At 42.8% G+C, this 20,322-nt stretch carries 12 protein-coding genes; all 12 read left to right on the forward strand.

Annotation, left to right across the window (positions count from 1 at the left end):
- The first annotated feature begins 5 nt into the window (after positions 1-5).
- The 12 genes from prc (at position 6) to SPUTW3181_RS09480 (ending at position 20,293) form a co-directional block, all read left to right on the forward strand.
- Positions 6-2,051, forward strand: coding sequence for a carboxy terminal-processing peptidase (gene prc / locus SPUTW3181_RS09420; RefSeq protein ID WP_011789139.1), 2,046 nt, complete (start codon positions 6-8; stop codon positions 2,049-2,051).
- An 82-nt stretch (positions 2,052-2,133) separates the two neighbouring features.
- Positions 2,134-4,683: an aminopeptidase N gene (pepN, locus tag SPUTW3181_RS09425; protein WP_011789140.1), complete on the forward strand. Its 2,550-nt coding sequence runs from the start codon at positions 2,134-2,136 to the stop codon at positions 4,681-4,683.
- A gap of 45 nt (positions 4,684-4,728) precedes the next feature.
- Positions 4,729-4,944 carry a DUF2835 domain-containing protein gene (locus SPUTW3181_RS09430; RefSeq protein WP_041408373.1) on the forward strand — a complete coding sequence of 72 codons (216 nt, stop codon included), beginning with the start codon at positions 4,729-4,731 and terminating at the stop codon, positions 4,942-4,944.
- A 338-nt stretch (positions 4,945-5,282) separates the two neighbouring features.
- On the forward strand, positions 5,283-7,325 hold the full coding sequence (locus SPUTW3181_RS09435; protein ID WP_011789142.1) for a DUF1302 domain-containing protein: 2,043 nt from the start codon (positions 5,283-5,285) through the stop codon (positions 7,323-7,325).
- A 13-nt stretch (positions 7,326-7,338) separates the two neighbouring features.
- Positions 7,339-8,703 (forward strand): DUF1329 domain-containing protein, encoded by a 1,365-nt coding sequence (locus SPUTW3181_RS09440; protein ID WP_011789143.1) that lies wholly within the window; start codon positions 7,339-7,341, stop codon positions 8,701-8,703.
- Positions 8,704-8,756: 53 nt separating this feature from the next.
- A complete protein-coding gene (locus SPUTW3181_RS09445) occupies positions 8,757-9,770 on the forward strand; it encodes a WD40/YVTN/BNR-like repeat-containing protein (RefSeq protein ID WP_011789144.1) in 1,014 nt (337 codons plus the stop codon).
- Between the two features lie 32 nt (positions 9,771-9,802).
- Positions 9,803-12,118 carry an efflux RND transporter permease subunit gene (locus SPUTW3181_RS09450; protein WP_011789145.1) on the forward strand — a complete coding sequence of 772 codons (2,316 nt, stop codon included), beginning with the start codon at positions 9,803-9,805 and terminating at the stop codon, positions 12,116-12,118.
- Between the two features lie 262 nt (positions 12,119-12,380).
- Positions 12,381-17,225 carry an NAD-glutamate dehydrogenase gene (locus SPUTW3181_RS09455; RefSeq protein WP_011789146.1) on the forward strand — a complete coding sequence of 1,615 codons (4,845 nt, stop codon included), beginning with the start codon at positions 12,381-12,383 and terminating at the stop codon, positions 17,223-17,225.
- A 62-nt stretch (positions 17,226-17,287) separates the two neighbouring features.
- Complete coding sequence (gene pyrD / locus SPUTW3181_RS09460) at positions 17,288-18,307, forward strand: quinone-dependent dihydroorotate dehydrogenase (RefSeq protein ID WP_011789147.1); 1,020 nt, start codon at positions 17,288-17,290, stop codon at positions 18,305-18,307.
- Positions 18,308-18,507: 200 nt separating this feature from the next.
- Positions 18,508-19,041 carry a cell division protein ZapC gene (locus tag SPUTW3181_RS09465; RefSeq protein ID WP_011789148.1) on the forward strand — a complete coding sequence of 178 codons (534 nt, stop codon included), beginning with the start codon at positions 18,508-18,510 and terminating at the stop codon, positions 19,039-19,041.
- A 337-nt stretch (positions 19,042-19,378) separates the two neighbouring features.
- Entirely contained in the window at positions 19,379-19,708 is a 330-nt protein-coding gene (locus SPUTW3181_RS09475) for a hypothetical protein (protein ID WP_011789150.1), read from the forward strand.
- 72 nt (positions 19,709-19,780) lie between these two features.
- Positions 19,781-20,293, forward strand: a complete 513-nt coding sequence (locus SPUTW3181_RS09480; protein WP_011789151.1) for an adapter protein MecA — start codon at positions 19,781-19,783, stop codon at positions 20,291-20,293.
- Positions 20,294-20,322: the final 29 nt, after the last annotated feature.

Below are 20,322 nucleotides of genomic sequence, written 5' to 3' on the forward strand. Positions count from 1 at the left end.
TGTTGATGCGAAAACTCACTTTGGCTATCTCGATTGCCACTGTTTTTGTCGGATTTTCGGCTTGGGCCGTACCACCCACGATTCAAATCAGCGAGTTACCCACTCTCAAGCAAGAGGCACAACATAAGGTTGCCAGTAAGAGAGTGACGGACTTATATACTCGTTCGCATTACCACAGATTCAACTTAGATGATGCGTTTTCAGCGCAAATCTTCGATCGCTATCTACAACAATTGGATTATCGCCGCAATGTATTGACCCAAGCGGATGTAGATAGCTTTAAACCTTATATTAATCAATTCGATAACATGTTGATTTCCGGTGAGCTTGAACCTGCATACAAGATGTTTGATGTAGTGCAAAAGCGCCGTTATGAAGGCTTTGTTTATGCCTTGTCATTATTGGATCAAGAAATTGATTTTACAGTTCCGGCTGATGTGTACGAATACGATAGGGAAGATGCTGCTTGGCCTAAGGATCAAGCTGAGATCAATGAACTGTGGCGTCAACGTGTTAAATATGATGCGTTAAATCTTAAGTTAACAGGCAAAAAGTGGCCTGAGATCGTCGATATTTTACAAAAGCGCTATAACAACGCGATCAAACGTCTCACTCAAACAAACAGTGAAGATGTATTTCAAGGTGTGATGAATGCTTTTTCCCGTAGCATAGAGCCACATACTAGCTACCTATCGCCACGCAATGCTGAGCGTTTCCAAATGGAAATGAACCTTAGTCTTGAAGGTATTGGTGCTCAATTGCAGCTTGAAGATGATTACACAGTGATCAAGAGTTTGATTGCGGGCGGGCCTGCTGCTGGTAGCGAGAAGCTTTCACCCGAAGATAAAATTGTTGGTGTTGGTCAGGAGGGCGGCGAGATTGTCGATGTCATTGGTTGGCGTTTAGACGATGTTGTTGACCTTATAAAAGGGCCAAAAGGCAGTAAAGTGGTTCTGCAAATTCTACCTAAGAAGGGTGGCTCAAATGCAAAACCATTCAATTTGACCTTAGTACGTGACAAGATTCGCCTCGAAGATCGCGCGGCAACATCAAAAGTGATTGAACCTAAAGAAGGTGAATACGCCAATCGTAAAGTGGGTGTTATTCAAATCCCTGGTTTCTACATGAATTTGTCGCAAGACGTTGAAAAAGAACTCGTTAAACTTAACGAAGCTAAAGTAGAAGGGATTGTTATCGACTTAAGAGGAAACGGTGGTGGAGCGTTAACTGAGGCCGTATTGCTGACAGGACTCTTTATTAATATGGGGCCTGTCGTACAAATTCGGGATGCCGATGGCCGAGTGTCAGCACACCGTGATAATGATGGTAAAACCAGCTATTCAGGCCCATTAACTGTGATGGTTGATCGTTATAGCGCCTCTGCATCTGAGATTTTCGCCGCTGCATTACAGGACTATGACCGAGCATTAATTGTGGGTGAATCAAGTTTTGGTAAGGGCACGGTACAGCAACATAAGAGTTTAGGCCGTATTTACGATATGTATGATAAGCCTATTGGTCATGTGCAGTACACTATTCAAAAATTTTATCGTATTAATGGTGGCAGCACCCAAATTAAAGGGGTCACTCCTAATATTGCTTATCCAAGTGCATTAGAGCCAGGTGAGTATGGTGAAGCTGAAGAGAAAAATGCATTGCCATGGGATAAAGTTCCGGAAGCCCAATACAATAGATTAAGTGATGTAACGCCTGAGTTGGTTGTTAACTTAGAGAAGAAACACCTCAACCGAATTAAAGACAGCGTAGAGTTTAATTATATCAATCAAGATATTGCTGAATTTAAAAAGCATCACAAAGAGAAGACCATTTCTTTAGTTGAGAGTGAACGAATTGCTTCTCGTGAAGCTGATGAGAAAAAATTGTTAGATAGAACCAATGAACGCCGTGTTGCTCAAGGTTTGGCTGTGGTTAAATCCATGGAAGACATTAAAGATACTACTGAAGCACCGGATCCATTTTTAGACGAAACCGCTTATATCACCTTAGATATGATTGATGCTAAAAAGCTCGCTAAAACTAATGTGCAATAGGTGTGACTAAAGAGATATACCCCGTATTAAAACGCGCTTATGGCGCGTTTTTCTTATTAAGCTCAGAGTTAAAGGGATCGAAATGACGCAAGCACAAGCCAAGTACCTTAAAGATTATCAAGCCCCGCTATTCACTATTGATACCATTGATTTAGTCTTTGACTTAGCGGGTAAAAACACGCGTGTTAAAGCGACAAGTACTGTTAAACGTACTTCATCACATACACATCCCTTAACGCTTGATGGTGATGATCTTGTTCTTGAATCGGTAACTATCAATGGCGAAGCTGTGCCTTACCAAGTCGGTGCTGGATACTTAACTCTTGAAACCACCCTCGATGAGTTTGAGTTGGCGATAGTGACTAAGCTGGATCCTGAGGCAAACTTAAGCCTTGAAGGTTTGTATATGTCCGATGGTGCTTACTGTACTCAATGTGAAGCAGAAGGTTTTAGGCGTATTACCTATTTTCTCGACCGTCCCGATGTACTTGCCAAATATACTGTGCGAATAGAAGCGGATAGTGCGGCATTTCCATTTTTACTGAGTAACGGCAACTTAATTGACCAAGGGCCATTAGAGGGTGGGCGCCATTATGTGTGCTGGCAAGATCCGTTTCCGAAACCTGCTTATCTGTTTGCCTTGGTCGCAGGGGATTTTGATATGCTAGAGGATGAATTTATCACCCGTAGTCATCGCAAAGTGATACTTCAAGTATTTGTTGATAAAGGTAATCTACATAAAGCAAACCATGCGATGGCGTCTCTTAAAAAGTCGATGGCTTGGGATGAATCACGGTTTGCTCTCGAGTATGACTTAAATATTTATATGATAGTGGCCGTCGACTTTTTCAATATGGGAGCCATGGAAAACAAAGGCTTAAATATCTTTAATACCAAATATGTGCTTGCTGATACCTTGACTGCTACGGATGAAGATTACCACGGTATTGAGTCAGTTGTCGGGCATGAGTATTTCCATAACTGGACGGGAAATCGGGTGACTTGCCGTGACTGGTTTCAGTTAAGCTTAAAAGAAGGGTTAACCGTATTTCGTGATCAGGAATTTAGTTCCGATTTAGGTTCACGGGCGGTAAATAGAATTCACGCAATTAAAGTGATCAAGAATCAGCAATTTGCTGAGGATTCAGGCCCAATGTCCCATCCGATCCGTCCTGAATCAGTGATTGAAATGAATAATTTTTACACTGTCACTGTGTATAACAAAGGTGCCGAAGTGATTCGAATGATGCACACTTTGCTCGGCGAAACTCAATTTCAGGCAGGAATGAAATTGTATTTTAAACGTCACGATGGTCAAGCTGTGACTTGTGATGATTTTGTGGCTGCGATGGAAGATGCCAGCGGAGTTGATTTAACCCAATTCCGTTTGTGGTATAGCCAAGCAGGTACCCCGATAGTGACGGTAACAGACTGTTTTGATGCAAATTCAGGTACTTATCAGCTTAGTCTTAAACAGACATTAGCGGGCTGTAAATCTCCATTACATATTCCCTTCAGCATTGAACTCTTAGATACCAAAGGAGTGTCATTAGTTAATGAAGTACTTGATTTTAAAGAGGCAGAGCAGGTTTTCAGTTTCGAAGGATTAAGCCATAAACCGGTAGTTTCATTACTGCAGGATTTTTCAGCACCCGTAAAATTGCATTATAACTTTAGTGTCGAACATTTAGTCCATTTGATGCGTTTTGCCAGCAGTGACGTTGCGCGTTGGGAAGCCTCTGTCACCTTGGTAAGCCAAGCTATTTGGCAGAATGTTACTCATCTACAACAGCAGCAAGCGATGACTCTGGATGAGAGGGTGCGTGATAGCTTCAAGGGTGTGTTGCTTGATACTGTGCTAGATCAGGCTTTAATTGCTGAAATTTTAGCTATTCCATCCGCATCAGCCTTGATTGAGCAGGTTGAAACCGTTGATTTAGATGCATTAGTCTGTGCTCGGGAGTTTGTATTAACTGAACTTGCCTCATATTGTGAAGATGAGTTAGTTGCGCTTTATCGTTCACTGTTGACCGTGGAAAGTACTCAGGCTCGCGCTCTTAAGAATCAATGTCTAAATTGGATGAGCCGAGTTTCCGTTGGCGCTGAAGATTTTGTCATATCCCAGTTTGAAAACGCGACTAATATGACGGATTCCCTCGGTGCTTTAATGGCCGCGAATGTTGGTGATTTGCCTTGTCGAAGTGAATTAATGGCAACATTTGAACAGCGTTGGCGAGATACTCCGCTAGTGATGGATAAATGGTTTATGTTGCAAGCAACGCGTAATGCAGATGATGTCATTGATAGTTTACGTCAATTGCAACAACACAGCAGCTTTAGTATGAGCAATCCTAATCGGGTACGCTCACTCATTGGCAGTTTTGCCGCAGGCAATATTGACCAATTTCACCGTGCCGATGGAAAGGGGTATGCTTTCTTAACGGAATGCTTAATCACATTAAATCAACTCAATCCTCAGGTGGCTGCACGAATGGTGACACCATTAATCCAATTCAGTAAATTTGATTTAGCACGTCAAATGCATATTAAGGCTTGCTTAGCGCAGCTCTTAGCGTTGCCCGATTTGTCTAAAGATATGTATGAGAAAGTATCTAAAGCGTTGGCAAATTAGGATTCTGTAGGAGGAGGGCGGCAGTGTATGTCGCCCCATTTATTGATGGAATTTTACTTCAAATTAACGATCAGCTATCGAGACTTTTTGCCTTACTATCAGGGTATTGCTGATAAAGTGGAAGTACGCGAAAGCCAAGGTCGAATATTATGGATCAATGGGCGCCATTTTCGACGTTTTTTAACAGAAGACGGGATCCACGGCTATTTCAAATTAGTTGTCGATGATAAGGGACAATTTGTTTCATTAAATCGTGTTTAATTCATATTTATTTATTGTTACTTAGAGCAATTACTTTAAACGGGTGGATGAATATACATTTTATGAAGTAACAATTTGTCGCTCTTTATGTTAATGAATATTATGATTTTTTAGTGTTTTTTGCCCTCAGCCTTTTGTCTTACCCTTTTCTAATTTAAATCCTCTCTGACAAATCTATGACATAAACATGTCTACGTGCTTAATTCTTTAGAAAATTTTCTCTAATAGTGCCTTGCTCAAGGGGATTAATTGCTGTAACAATGATGTTACCTGTGAGCTAACAAGATGTTGGTTGTAATTCCTAAAACAAAGAATCCAGCAGGGTACGGAGAGCTAAAATGAAAATGGTTAAAAATAGCTTTAACAAGTCGGCGCTTGCTTTGGGGGTGGCGTCGGCATTGAGTTTATTAACAGTGGCAAGTGTTAATGCAGTCTCATTTGATTGGGGTGAGGTTAAGGGAACATTTGACTCAACTTGGACTGCTGGCGCGAGTTGGCGTGTTGGAGACCGTGATTGGTCTGGTCAAATTGGTAAAGTGAATCAGCCTCAATTTGATTGGTCTAACTACAGCGCATTTGGGAATACTAAGTATACCTCTACAGAGATCTGGGCTCAGCCAGGCTCTTATTCAAGTAACAACGATTTAAGTAATTTACTTTATTCTCAGGGTGATACTACTTCTGAGATCTTCAAAGGCTTACATGAGTTATCACTTAAGTATAAAAACTATGGCCTATTTGCCCGCGGTATGTATTTTTACGATCGTAAATTAAACGACGGTAATTATGACTACAACGACCCGATAACAGGTAAAGCATTTGATCCTTGTGATGATAACCGAGCATCTGAAGTTCAATGTAAGGATATTCGTCTACTTGATGCTTTTGTTTACGGTAATTTCGATTTAAACGATGGTGCAAACCCTTTATCCATTCGTTTGGGTAACCAAGTGGTTTCATGGGGGGAAAGTACGTTAATTGCCCATGGGATCAGTGAAATTAACGCTGTTGATTTAAATATCCTTAACGCACCAGGCGCAGAGTTGAAAGAAGCTTTTAGACCTCAAGGCATGGTGTGGGCATCCCTTGGGATCACTGATTCGTTAACAGTTGAAGCTTTCTATCAATACGATTGGCAACCCATTTGGGTTCCAACGCCAGGCTCCATTTTTGCGACCAATGATTTTGCGGGTTTTGGTGGTTATGCCCAAAATGCACAGCTTGGCTTTAACGCGAACCCAGATATTAATCTAGACTTCGTGATGCAAGAGTATGAACTCTTAGCAGGAATGATTGCCAGTGGTCAGACTATCCCAACAGCACAATTGGTGTCTATGGGATTAGCTTACCCAACCAAAGTGACCTTAGTGCAGGATGAACAAGAGCCTAGCAACGGTGGGCAATACGGTATTAAGCTGGGTTATTATGCACCTTCACTCGGCGAGACCGAATTTGGGTTCTATTTTATGAACTACCATAGCCGTAGACCATTGATCAGTGGTACAGCGGCTGATTTCAGTACAGGGGCTATCATAGCTGATCTGGCAACGATAGGCCAAAACTCAGGCAATATTAATCGCGAACTGTTACTGAGTTTGAAGAGCTTTTCCAAGGCTCAAATTGTCTACCCAGAAGATATTAAGCTGTATGGCTTTAGCTTTAACACCTTGATTGGTGATACTTCTGTCGCTGCGGAAATCGCCCACCGTCAAGATGAGCCGTTGCAGATTGATGATGTGGAATTGTTGTTTGCGGGTATGCCGCAGCAGTTAGCCAATGCTGGAATACGGCCTGATCTTGATGGTATTTCCCAGATAAAGGATGTTAAACCAGGAGAAACTGTTGATGGGTTTATTCGCTTGGATACGACCCAAGCGCAAATGACCTTAACACACTTATTTGGCCCAACATTAGGTTTAGATAACTTAACTATGTTGGCCGAAGTCGGTGGTGTGTGGATCCATGATATGCCTGGTTTTGATGAACTGCGTCTCAATGGACCTGGCACTTCGCGCTCTGGTGGTAATCCAGATATGCCTGGAATTATTCAAGCACTGCACAATGGTCCAGAAACCAACCCATTCCCAACCGATTTTGCTTGGGGATATCGCATTGTTGCTAAAGCTGAATTTAATAACCTATTTGCGGGTGTGAATATGTCTCCAAGGGTGATTTTCTCCCATGACGTCGACGGTATCACACCAGATCCTATGTTCCTTTTTACGGAAGGACGTAAATCAATTGCACTAGGTCTTAATTTTGACTACCAAAACCGCTGGGGTGCAGATCTGTCCTATAACAACTTCTTTGGCGGTGTGGGTACGACGAATGCGATGGCAGATCGTGATTATGTTTCATTCAATATCAAGTATTCGATCTAAAAGGATTAAAACAATGAAGAAACTGACGATATTGGCGAGTGCAGTCATAATGGCACTTGCAGCGCCTGTTGTAATGGCGAAAGTCTCAGAGGCTGATGCAGCAAAACTAGGTAATGAATTAACGCCATTGGGTGCTGAAAAAGCGGGTAATGCCGATGGCTCTATTCCGGCGTGGGATGGTGGTATCACGCAACCTGTTGCAGGCTATACCAAAGGAATGCATCATCCCGATCCTTTTCCTGAGGATAAAATAGAATTCACCATTACGAATGCTAACAAAGCAGAATATAAAGATTTTTTAACGCCAGGTCAGCTACGGTTATTTGAACTTTATCCTGACACATACAAAATGAATGTCTACAAGACTCGCCGAAGCGCATCCGTGCCTCAGTTTGTCTATGATGCCACTAAAGCAAACGCGACTCGCGCTGAGTTAGTCGCACAAGGAAATGGCTTGTCAGGTGCATCGATTGGTATTCCATTTCCTATTCCAACTAATGGGTTAGAGGCTATTTGGAACCATATTTTACGTTTCCGAGGGGTGGATGTTGAGACTACTCGTAGCCAAGCAGCTCCGACCGCTGATGGGAACTTTACCTTGGTTGAAATGGCTGAAGAGCTTCGTTTTGAATACTCGCGTCCTGAGATCACCTTAGAACAGTTAAAAGCCAACAACACCTTATTCTATTTCAAGCAAGTGGTGACTCAACCCGCTCGTTTGGCTGGAACAGCCCTCTTGGTTAAAGAAACCATGGATCAAGAAGCATTGCCACGCCAAGCTTGGACCTATAACACGGGGCAGCGTCGTGTACGTAAGGCACCAAACGTGGCCTTTGATACTCCAGGTACGGTTTCGGACGGTTTACGCACTACGGATGACTTCGATATGTTTAACGGCTCTCCAGTGCGTTATAACTGGGAGTTGATTGGCAAGAAAGAAATTTATATTCCGTATAATGACTATAAATTGCACTCAGACAAGCTGAAATATAACCAAATTTTAAAAGCGGGTCATATTAATCCTGAGTATGTTCGTTGGGAAAAACACCGTGTTTGGGAAGTGAAGGCGACATTAAAACCAGGAATGCGCCACATTTATAAAACCCGTGTGATGTACCTAGATGAAGATTCATGGCAAGTATCAGTTGCCGATTTATATGATAACCGTGATGAGTTATACCGTGTCGCCGTTGCCCATGGTTTGAACTATTACGAAGTACCGACGCAATGGAATACTTTAGAGGTTTTCCATGATTTACAGTCTCGTCGTTATTTGGTGATGGGCTTAGACAACCAAAGTGGTATGTATAACTTTGATGCCAAATTGAGCGAAGCAAACTTTACCCCAGACGCCTTACGTCGTGAAGGTATTCGTTAATCGCCAAATATTAAGGGGCGCTAAGCGCCCCTCATTAGTTTAAGGAAGTTTGTATGTCGTTTCGCATCCTTCACTGTGTTACTGCGCTCAGTCTCAGTTGTTTATTTAGTTCTTCTTTGTTTTCTGCGACATCAGTTACGCCGCCATCTCAAATTCAACCTTTGGCTAGCTCATCACTAATATTAGACATTGCCGATACGGGTCAACGCTTAGTCGCGGTGGGTGAGCGTGGGCATGTACTGGTTTATGATAACCATTGGCAACAAGTGATTACGCCTACATCGGTTCAGTTAACTAAAGTGTTTTTTATTAATAGCACATTAGGTTGGGCTGTTGGACATGACGCAACGATTTTGCATACACAGGATGGCGGTCAAACATGGCAACTCCAAATGCAATCTAGCGAGGTTGAAAAGCCTTTTCTCGATATTCTGTTTTTAAATGAACGAGAAGGTATGGCGATAGGTGCCTATGGATTGTTTTATCGTACTAGGGATGGTGGCGTTAATTGGCGTGCCGAGTTCCATGAAGAATTACTCGCCGAAGAGGATGTCGCTTATTTGGCTGAGTTAAAAGGTAGCGATGAAGCCGCCTATCTGGATGAGCGAGCTTCTTTATTACCTCATTTTAACCGCATTATCGCTTTAAAAGATGGTCGCCTAATTCTAGTCGGAGAACTGGGTTTAGTGGCTTCATCGGACGATAAGGGAATAACCTTCACCCGAACTAGTTTTGATTATGATGGTTCTATGTTTAATGCCATTGAAATGCGAGATGCAATCTATGTGATGGGGCTGAGGGGAAATATATTTAAGACCGATTTGAGTTTGGAACAATGGCATGAAATTGAGATGCCAGTACAATCTTCAATCAATGGGGTTATGGCTATCTCAGATGAAACACTCTATTTAGTCGGCAATGCGGGGGTTGTGATACAGCTAAATAGTGATGACACCAGTAGCATAGTCACCCGTCGTCAAGGGGAAAATTTAGTTTCTATCGCAAAAGATAATCAAGGGAATATGTGGTTATCCGGCAGCCAAGGGCTGTTTATTCTTAAGCCATAAAATTCTAGAACAACAATAATAGGGCCGAGAAGATGTTAGAAAAACTGGTCAACGGATTTGAATCATTTTTATTTCGCAATCGCGCATGGGTAGTTGGTATTTTTGCGTTATTGACACTGTTTTTGGGATATCAAGCTAGTCAGTTGAAAATGGATGCGGCGTTTATCAAAAATATTCCGCTAAACCACAGTTATATGCAGACTTACCTCAAACATCAAAAGGATTTTGGGGGAGCGAATAGCATTATGGTGGCCGTTGAAGATACAAGCGGCAATATTTTTAATGCAAATTACTTTGATACGTTAAAAAACGTCCATGACCAACTCTTCTTTATCCCCGGGGTCGAACGTTCGCAGGTGAAATCTATTTTTTCTCCTTCAACGCGTTTTACGGAAGTGGTAGAAGATGGCTTTGCAGGGGGGCCTGTGATCCCCGCTGATTTTTCAACGACTCAAACAGGGTTGGATACGGTTCGCGATAATATTGAAAAAGCAGGGATTGTTGGGCGCTTAATCGCAAATGATTACAGTGCTGCTATGGTGTCCGCCCAATTAATGGATTTTGATCCACAAACAGGTAAACCACTGGATACTATCGCTTTTGCGGCTCAACTTGAAAATGAACTCCGAGGGAAATTCGAAACCGATAAGGTTAAAATTCACATTATTGGTTTTGCCAAAATGGCGGGTGATGTTGCCGACGGTGCCAAGGGCGTGTTGCTGTTTTTTGTGATCGCGATTTTGATCACGGCCGTGATGGTTTATCTTTTTTCTAAGTCCCTGATCCTCACTATTTTGCCTTTGGCTTGCAGCTTGACAGCGGTGGTATGGCAACTTGGACTATTAACGGTGATCGGTTTTGGTCTCGATCCCATGTCGATTTTAGTGCCATTCCTCGTATTTGCGATTGGGGTGAGCCACGGTGTGCAAATGATCAATGCGGTTAGGCGCCGAGTGATGGATGGGCAAACGACAAAAGCGGCGGCGGCATCGGCGTTTCGTAGTTTATTAGTCCCAGGCGGTGTGGCGTTACTCTCTGATACCGTTGGTTTTATTACACTGTTATCTATTGATATCGGCATTATCCGTGAGTTAGCTATTTCTGCGTCTTTAGGCGTAGGTGTGATTATTTTCACTAACCTTATTTTGCTGCCATTAGTGATTTCTTTCACTGAATTGAAAGCCGTCAAACACGCAGAGCCGACGGCTGAAGAAGTGCGTGCTGAAGCCATTTGGCGTTTTTTAGCAAAGTTTGCGACCCCTAAGTATGCTGTTGTGGTGATTATCGCAACTACAGCATTGTATTTTGTTGGTTTGCAGCAGGCTAATCAGATGAAAATTGGCGATTTGCAGGGTGGGGCTCCCGCCTTACATCAAGACTCACGGTATAACTTAGATACTTTCTTTATTACTGACCATTTTTCTATTACCACAGATGTGATGACTGTGATTGTTGAAGCGACTCCAGAGGCATGTACTTATCATGATATATTGACGCAAATAGATGAATTTGAATGGTTAGTTCGCAATACTCCTGGGATTGAATCGACAGTGAGTTTAGCTTCAGTTGCAAAAAAAGTGAATGCGGGCTTTAACGAAGGTAATCCAAGATGGGAAGTGCTGCCGCGCACGACGGCAAGCTTGGTACAAGCGATAGGCCAGATCCCAACAACATCAGGGTTGTTAAATGGTGATTGTTCCGTGATGCCCGTGTATTTGTTTATGAAAGATCATAAGGCCGAAACCATCGAAACCGTTGTGGCAAAGGTGAAGGCGGTCGCGGCGAAAATGGATAATGAACAATTGCAGTTTAAGCTGGCGTCGGGTCCTGTGGGTGTGATGGCTGCGACCAACGAAGCCGTTGCTGCCGCGCAATTGCCTATGATGCTATACGTCTATGGTGCTGTTTTTGTACTTTGTTTAATTAGCTTTAAATCCTTTAAAGCGACGGTGGCGGTGATTATTCCTTTATATGTTGTTTCAACATTAGCGCAAGCCTTGATGACGCAGCTTAATATTGGGCTCGCGGTCAGTACGTTACCTGTGATTGCTCTTGGTGTGGGAATTGGTGTGGATTATGGGATTTATATCTTATCTACTATGTCGTCTAAGCTGTCTAACGGTATGCCTGTTCAGCAGGCTTACTATGAAGCTTTGGTCGAACGGGGTAGTGCGGTGATTTTCACTGGTTTGACTTTGGCGATTGGTGTGAGCACTTGGTTTTTCTCGGCGCTTAAGTTCCAAATGGATATGGGAATATTGCTTACCTTCATGTTTGTGGTAAATATGCTGGGTGCAATAATTATCCTACCCGCGTTAGCCGCGGTATTTTGGCGACAAGCCAAGTAGAGTCTAGCAATGGGGAGTTTAACTCCCCATTTGTATTTGAATAGTTAGTCTGTTTTTACGATTGTTTGGTCATTATTCATCCTGTATCCCTGCCTTTACTCGATTTTAAGAGGATGTACCACTAAAATTTTCCTCGAAATACAGAGGATTTAGTAATAAACTTCGCGATGATCCGGATCACACTAATTTTCTGAGATCGTTAAGCCGAAGCATCCAAATAATGAAAAAAAGCGCTGCCATAGACGCTTAAGGAAACAGCAACATGGCCTTGAAAGATGCAATGCCTTCAGTACTACTTGAAAATGTAGTCAGTTTAATTCACGCTAAAGTCCCTAATTCACAAGCCAAGCAAGTTGAACAGTTCGCGACCTGTCTTTACGGCCGTATGTCGAAAGATGATCTCAATGCGCGTAATGATAGCGATCTGTACGGTGCCGTTCTCAGTTTATGGAACGCTCTCAACAAAACCCCAAAAGGTGAAACTCACCTCAGAGTTTTCAATCCAAGCCAGTCAAAACACGGCTGGCAATCTACCCACTCGATTATTGAGGTTATCCAACCTGACATGCCATTCTTGGTAGATTCAGTTGGTATGGCATTGAATCGTATGGGTATTACTGCACACCTGATGTTACATACACCGTTAGCAATTGAGCGCACGGCATCTGATGTTTCTAAAGTGACCTATCTTAATCAAAATCCAAATAGCACTGAGCATGTTGCCGTTTTCTTAATTGAAATTGACCGTCAAAGTAGTACCGATGACATCAAGGTGCTCGAGCGCGAAATTAAGTCAGTGCTCGCCGATGTTGCCGCCTCAGTCAATGATTGGGCTGCGATGTCAGCTAAATTATCGGAAACCATTAAAGATTTACCTAAGCGTCCATTCCCTGGAGATAAGCAAGAGTTAGAAGAAGCAATTAACTTCCTGACTTACTTGAATAATCATCACTTTACGCTATTAGGTTACCGTCAATACGATTTGAAACGTGTTGAAGGTGACGTTGAGCTTGTGCCTAATATTGCCTCGAGTTTGGGGTTGATGAATAAGCACTCTAAAGCTCAGCCAGAACAAGGTTTGCTGCTTTCTAGCTTCTCCGATAGCGCCCGTAAAGAAGCCTTAGATGATAGCTTGCTTATCTTGACCAAGAGCAGTGCCAAAAGTCGTGTCCACCGCCCAGCTTATGTTGATTATATCGGTATTAAGCGTTTCGATAAGAAAGGCAATGTGGTGGGTGAGGACAGATTTATCGGTTTATATGCCTCTAACGTGTATAACCGTAGTCCGCGTGAAATTCCGCTGCTAAATGAAAAAGTGCAACGAGTGTTAGATCGTTCAGGCTTAACACCACGTTCTCACGACTATAAAGCCCTGCTCAATATTCTTGAAAACCTTCCCCGTGATGAGCTAATTCAAGCCAATGTTGAGGATTTAGCACACACTGCTCACGGTGTGCTTGAAATGCAAGACAGAGACAAACTAAAACTCTTTGTACGTAAAGACGGTTTTGGTCGTTTCTTATCCTGTTTAGTGTATGTCTCTAAGGATCGTTACAACACTAAACTTCGTCAGGATACTCAGCGTATTTTGGCTCAGCACTTTAACAGCAAAGAAGATGTAGAGTTTACGACTTATTTCTCCGAGTCGTCCCTTGCTCGTACACACTACATTGTCAAAGTTGATAACAATAATATGGATGTCGATGTGGCTGCGATAGAGAATAATTTGATTGAAGCGGCACGTTCTTGGGAAGATAAGTTAAGCACTGCGCTTAACAATGCCTTAGGTGAAGAAGCCGGTACTCACCTTACTAAGCGTTACCTCAATGCGTTTGAACAAAGCTATAAAGAAGACGTACTGCCAAGCTCTGCTGTAGTGGATATGCAGCATTTAGAGGCTTTGGACGATGAACACAAGCTTGGCATGTTGTTCTATCAACCACAGGAAGCGGCGCTGAACGACAATAAAGTGCGTTTAAAGCTGTTCCATAAAGATGAGCCTATTCATCTTTCTGATGTGCTACCAATGCTAGAAAACTTTGGTCTGCGTGTGATCAACGAGCGCCCCTATGAAGTCACGACCTCAGATGGTTCTACCTTCTGGATCTTAGATTTCTTGATGACGGTTAAAGTGGTCAACACTGACAATATCGCCGATAGCCAAGACAGATTCCAAACTGCACTGTCACAAGTATGGCAAAAGAAACTCGAAGATGACGGTTTTAACCGCATTATTCTGGCGTCTGGCTTAACGGGCCGTGAAGTGTCGGTATTACGTGCCTATGCAAAATATATGCGTCAAATTGATGCAACATTTAGCCAAGCCTATATCGAAGAAACCTTTGGCCGTTACCCACAAATCGCTGATTTGTTGGTTAAAATGTTTATCCGTAAGTTCAATCCTAAACTGAAGACCCGTACATTGGGCAAGTTTTTGGAGCAGATCAACTTACGTTTAGATGAAGTGTCTAGCCTTGATGATGATCGTATTATTCGTCGTTATTTAGACCTCATTAACGCGACGCTGCGTACCAACTTCTATCAGTTGGACGCTAAAGGCGAACCTAAGAGTTATATCTCGTTTAAATTCATGCCTTCCATGATCCCTGAGATGCCGCGCCCACTGCCGAAATTTGAAATTTTCGTCTATTCGCCACGGGTTGAAGGTGTGCATTTACGTTACGGTAAAGTGGCTCGAGGTGGTTTGCGCTGGTCAGATCGTCGTGAAGACTTCCGTACCGAAGTATTAGGTTTGGTAAAAGCACAACAAGTGAAAAACACTGTGATTGTGCCTGTCGGTGCTAAAGGTGGTTTTGTTTGTAAACAATTGCCGACCGAAGGTGGCCGTGAAGCCTTCTTTACCGAAGGCCAAGAGTGTTACCGTCTGTTCATCCGTGCATTGCTCGATATTACCGATAACATCGTTAATGGTGAGATAGTCCATCCTGCAGAGGTGGTACGTCACGATGAAGATGATCCTTATTTAGTGGTGGCAGCCGATAAGGGCACGGCGACTTTCTCCGATATCGCGAACTCGATCTCCCTTGAATACAATTTCTGGCTCGGCGATGCGTTTGCATCGGGTGGCAGTAACGGTTATGACCATAAGAAAATGGGGATCACCGCTAGAGGTGGTTGGGAGTCGGTTAAACGCCACTTCCGCGAAGTCGGCATCGATTGTCAAACCACTGATTTTACCTGTTTGGGTATAGGTGATATGGCGGGCGACGTATTTGGTAATGGTATGTTGTTGTCTAAGCACACTAAATTAGTTGCCGCTTTCAACCACATGCATATCTTTATCGATCCCAATCCAGATACGGCGTTGAGTTATGATGAACGGGCGCGTTTATTCGCTCTGCCACGTTCAAGCTGGGAAGATTACAACAGCAAGTTGATTTCTAAGGGCGGTGGGGTTTTCCTCCGCTCATCTAAATCAATCCCATTATCGGCAGAAATGAAGCAAATGTTGGCCACAGAGAAAACCTCTATGACCCCAACTGAACTGATGAAAGAACTGCTGAAAATGCCAGTGGATCTGATCTGGAACGGCGGGATCGGGACTTATGTTAAGTCATCCCGTGAAACCCATGCTGAAGTTGGCGATCGCGCTAACGATGCTCTGCGGGTCAACGGTGGCGAACTGCGTGCTAAGATTGTCGGCGAGGGAGGTAACTTAGGTTGTACTCAGTTAGGTCGTATCGAATATGCGGCTAATGGTGGTCGAATCAACACTGACTTCGTGGATAACGTTGGTGGTGTGGACTGTTCAGATAACGAAGTGAACATCAAGATCCTGCTGAACGCTATGGTGACTGAAGGTGAACTAACGCTTAAGCAGCGTAACCGTTTACTGGAAGAAATGACCGAAGAAGTCGGTCAAATTGTTCTGCAAGACTGTAAAGATCAAACTCGAACTATCTCTGTGACTCAAGTGCGTGGTGCTGAGCAGCTTAAAGAGCAGATCCGCTTTATCCAATATCTGGAAAAAGAAGGCAAGTTAGACAGAGCATTAGAGTTCTTACCCTCAGAGGATGAACTTGCTGAGCGTTTAGCCAGTGGTCGCGCGTTAACACGCCCAGAGCTTTCTGTACTGGTTGCCTACGCGAAAATGGTGCTGAAAGAACAGTTAGTGACGCCAGAAATCACTGAAGATACCTTATTAAGCCAATTGCTTATCGCGTATTTCCCTAAAAAACTGCAGGAAAAATACAGCGACAGAATGGCGACACACCCACTGCGTGGTGAAATCATTGCGACCTCACTCGCCAATGAACTTGTCAACGATATGGGCTTGAACTTCGTTCAACGTATGCAAGATGAGACTGGTGCCTCAGTTGCCGATGCGGCGATTTGCTACACTATGGCTCGCGAAGTGTTTGGTTTAGCTGAATTAACTAAATCGATCACTGACTTAAACGGTATCGTACCTGCTGTGGTTCAAGGTGAAATGTTGCACCAATTGCGCCGTAATATGCGCCGTGCATGTCGTTGGTTCCTACGTCATCGCAATCGCGCGTGGAGCATTGAACAAACCGTTGCATTCTTCAAACCTGTATTTGAACAAATTAAGGCCAATGTTCATTTATATCTAGTAGAAGAAGAAGCCGCGGGCATTCAAACTGAGATCAACGCCTTGATCAAGGAAAATGTGCCACAGGATGTTGCGACCTTAGTAGCTAACATGAGTACCTTATTCTCAGCGTTAGATATTGCACAAATTGCCCAAGCTGAAGATAAGACAGTGGCGTTGGTTGCTGAAACTTACTTTAAACTCGGTGCTCGTGTTGAGTTACACTGGTTCCTAGAACAGATCAGTGCTCAACCTGTGGCGAACCATTGGCAAGCACTGGCTCGTGCAGCCTTTAGGGAAGAGTTGGATTGGCAACAACGTGCGTTGAGTTCAGTGGTCTTAAGAACCTGCAGTGCAACCTGTGACGCCCAGAGCGTGATTTCCCAATGGATTGATTCTAATCAAGCCCTATTGGAAAGATGGTTCCATATGCTAGCTGACTTCAAGACATCGCAAATCCATGAGTTTGCTAAGTTCTCCGTCGCCCTACGTGAACTTAATCTTCTGATCCTTCATTGCGAAGGCCAAAAGTAAACTTTTATAATAATCAGAAGCCCTGGCGATCGCCGGGGCTTTTTTTAGGTCGAGGAAAGTACATGTTCTATAAAATCGCACAGAAAGTCATGTTTCAGATGGATCCTGAGCGAGCGCATAATCTGGCTATTGGCAGCTTAAAAATGACAGGAAACAGTCCGTTAAACTGCTTTTATCGCCAAACGATTGCGCCAGCTCCAGTCACATTTATGGGGCTGACTTTTCCAAATCCGGTAGGTCTCGCTGCGGGAATGGATAAAGACGGCGAATCAATTGATGCCTTTCATGCGATGGGATTTGGGCACATTGAGGTGGGCACCGTTACCCCAAGACCACAACCAGGTAATGATTTACCCCGTTTATTTAGATTAAAACCTGCCAAAGGCATCATTAATCGAATGGGGTTTAATAACAAAGGGGTTGATAATTTAGTTAGAAATTTGATCGCGAAAAAGTCCGATATCATGGTGGGTGTTAATATTGGTAAAAATAAAGACACACCAGTGGAGCAGGGCAAAGATGATTATTTGATCTGCATGGATAAAGTTTATCCCTATGCCGCTTATATTGCGGTGAATATTTCATCTCCCAATACCCCCGGATTACGATCGCTACAATATGGCGATCTATTAGATGAATTATTAAGCGCCATTAAAACAAAGCAACTTGAACTGGCTGAGAAGCATAAAAAATACGTGCCTATCGCACTTAAAATTGCACCAGATTTAACCATTGAAGAAATTGAAAATATCGCCGACGCGCTGATTAAAAATAAATTTGATGGTGCTATTGCAACGAATACCACGTTAACGCGCGATGGCGTTAGTGGCCTTGCTAATGCTAATGAAAGCGGTGGTTTAAGCGGCAAACCTTTAACAGAGCTGTCAACAAAAGTGATAAGGCAATTGGCAGCATGTTTGAAAGGACAGATCCCAATCATAGGCGTAGGTGGGATTAATAGTGCTGAAGATGCCCTAGCAAAATTTGATGCGGGCGCCACTATGGTACAGATTTATTCTGGTTTTATTTACCAAGGTCCGAAGTTAATTAAAGAGATAGTAGAAGCTTATCGCTTAAAATAATGATCTTAAGATCAATAAAGAGATCGAAAATAAGATCTTTTTGAATAACTGCGATCTAAAAAGATCATTGGATCGCAGTTAAGATCCGATAATAGATCGACTAAGTAACTGTTAAATAATTTGTATTTTATTATTTTTATTTTGATATTGAATAAAATATCTACTATGATGTGCGAGTGTTCAAATAGTAGGTAAACGTTATGTTATTAATGCCGCAAAAGGATTGGCAATGGAAATATAACGATTCGTATGGTGTATTAGGCGTATCGTTAGGTTCCGAAATAGAATTTCTGACGGCTTATAAAGCAAAATCATTAATTCCTGATGCCTTATCGAGGATGGAGTTTAATATCGCGCACGCCAAATTCTATATGAACTTACTTGATAGATTACCTAAAAGTTTATCTTTGACCGATGCTGCGATTGTTCAAATTGCCCTCAATGCCACCGCCGCTCATTTTATGCTAACACCGCAAATGCCTAAATCATGGTTTTTTGATACCAGTGATGTCTGTGTCTATAGCGATGTGGGTAAAGTTTTTGAGCTTAAATGCCAAAAGCAAAGGGCACTGGTACTTGTGGTTGAAAATACCCTACAGTCCGCGCTAGTGATGTTATTATCGCCGGAATGTGTTTTATCTGGCGCTAAAACCATGGTGCAGTTTGAAACCATCAAAGTGATGCATAACCGCTTACACCCACTGCGTGCGCAGCGTCATGTGGTTGCGGCATAACGTAGTTGCAGATCAATAGTCACTATTGGTTTTTAATATCAACCATTAGCCGATAATTCGCTTAAATTTCCATGAGTTCACGACAAGCATCGCTAACAGTTCGGTCTTGGCTTTCTGCCATTTGTTGAGCTAAGCGTTTTATTTCTTCGTCCACAAGAAATTGAATTCTGTATCCATGGTGAGCTCCTTTATTGTGAGTACAAATGTTAGCGCTGACATTATACTAGGACAACTAACAGATTGTTAAATTAGTTACGGCCACAAACGACATGGCCTCCACGGGACTGCCTATGCTGCGCAGCGGCAACCCATTAGCAACACGTTAAGTGGTAGAACTATGAATCCAGAATTTGAGCAAAAGTTAAACCGTAAATTAGCCGCATTTGACGCATGGGCAAATGTGAGTACTTTCCGCGAATGCAAGTTAGTTCAGTATTGTGGCGTTGATTTGGTTGGGGTCATTGATGTTGAAACTGATCAAATAGTTGACCAAATAACGGGCTTGTTATGCGAAGGTTTTTACGTGGATTGGAAGCAGAACGGAAGTATCTTGTACTTGAGGGTATATGAGTTCGGGGGGCCGGAGCCGACGTGGGAGCAAGTGGTGAACGAAGAGCCATTAGCGGATATCGACGCAATCCTTAAAGATGCTGGCTTCCGTGAGTAATCGCTTAACAAAGCCAGTCAGTAGGACGATCGCAAGCCTGCACCTCTGCTGGCGGCGGTATCAAAGGTAAATATGGATACATTAATTAATTTTTTAAGACGAGCGAACGGTCAACTTGAAAGTGGTTGGTTATATCTTCCGGAAGAAGGAGCATGGAATCTTAATACACTCGGGTTGATAATCGATGATGACGAGCTAGATATCCATGAAGTCGATGAACAAGATGAGCCACTTATTGCGAAAGAAAAAGGATTAATTTCCACTCTTAATACAGGAACGATTGAAAGTATATTTTCTTTTGCTAAGAGTCTTGATTTTGAGCTAACTGATGATTTTTTATTTGAGTCATTCCAATATTATTATGACTACGATGCGTTTTTACCTTATCCAGGTTTCAAGCCCTTAGAACAAGAAGAATACCAAAGGAAAGTAGACAGAGATTTTTATGATTGTCTTGGTGAAGAAAGAAGTCAGGTACAGTGCAAAAATGAAGAGTGCCAAAGAGGAGCAATAACGAGCAGTGCTTATTGCAGAGCCCACCATTTTGAAATGGTTCAAAACAAACCGTTTCCTTTTATAGATTGAAATATAATCTTCAAGTGAGGCTGTCCATC

Source organism: Shewanella sp. W3-18-1 (assembly GCF_000015185.1).
Taxonomy (GTDB): Bacteria; Pseudomonadota; Gammaproteobacteria; order Enterobacterales; family Shewanellaceae; genus Shewanella; species Shewanella putrefaciens.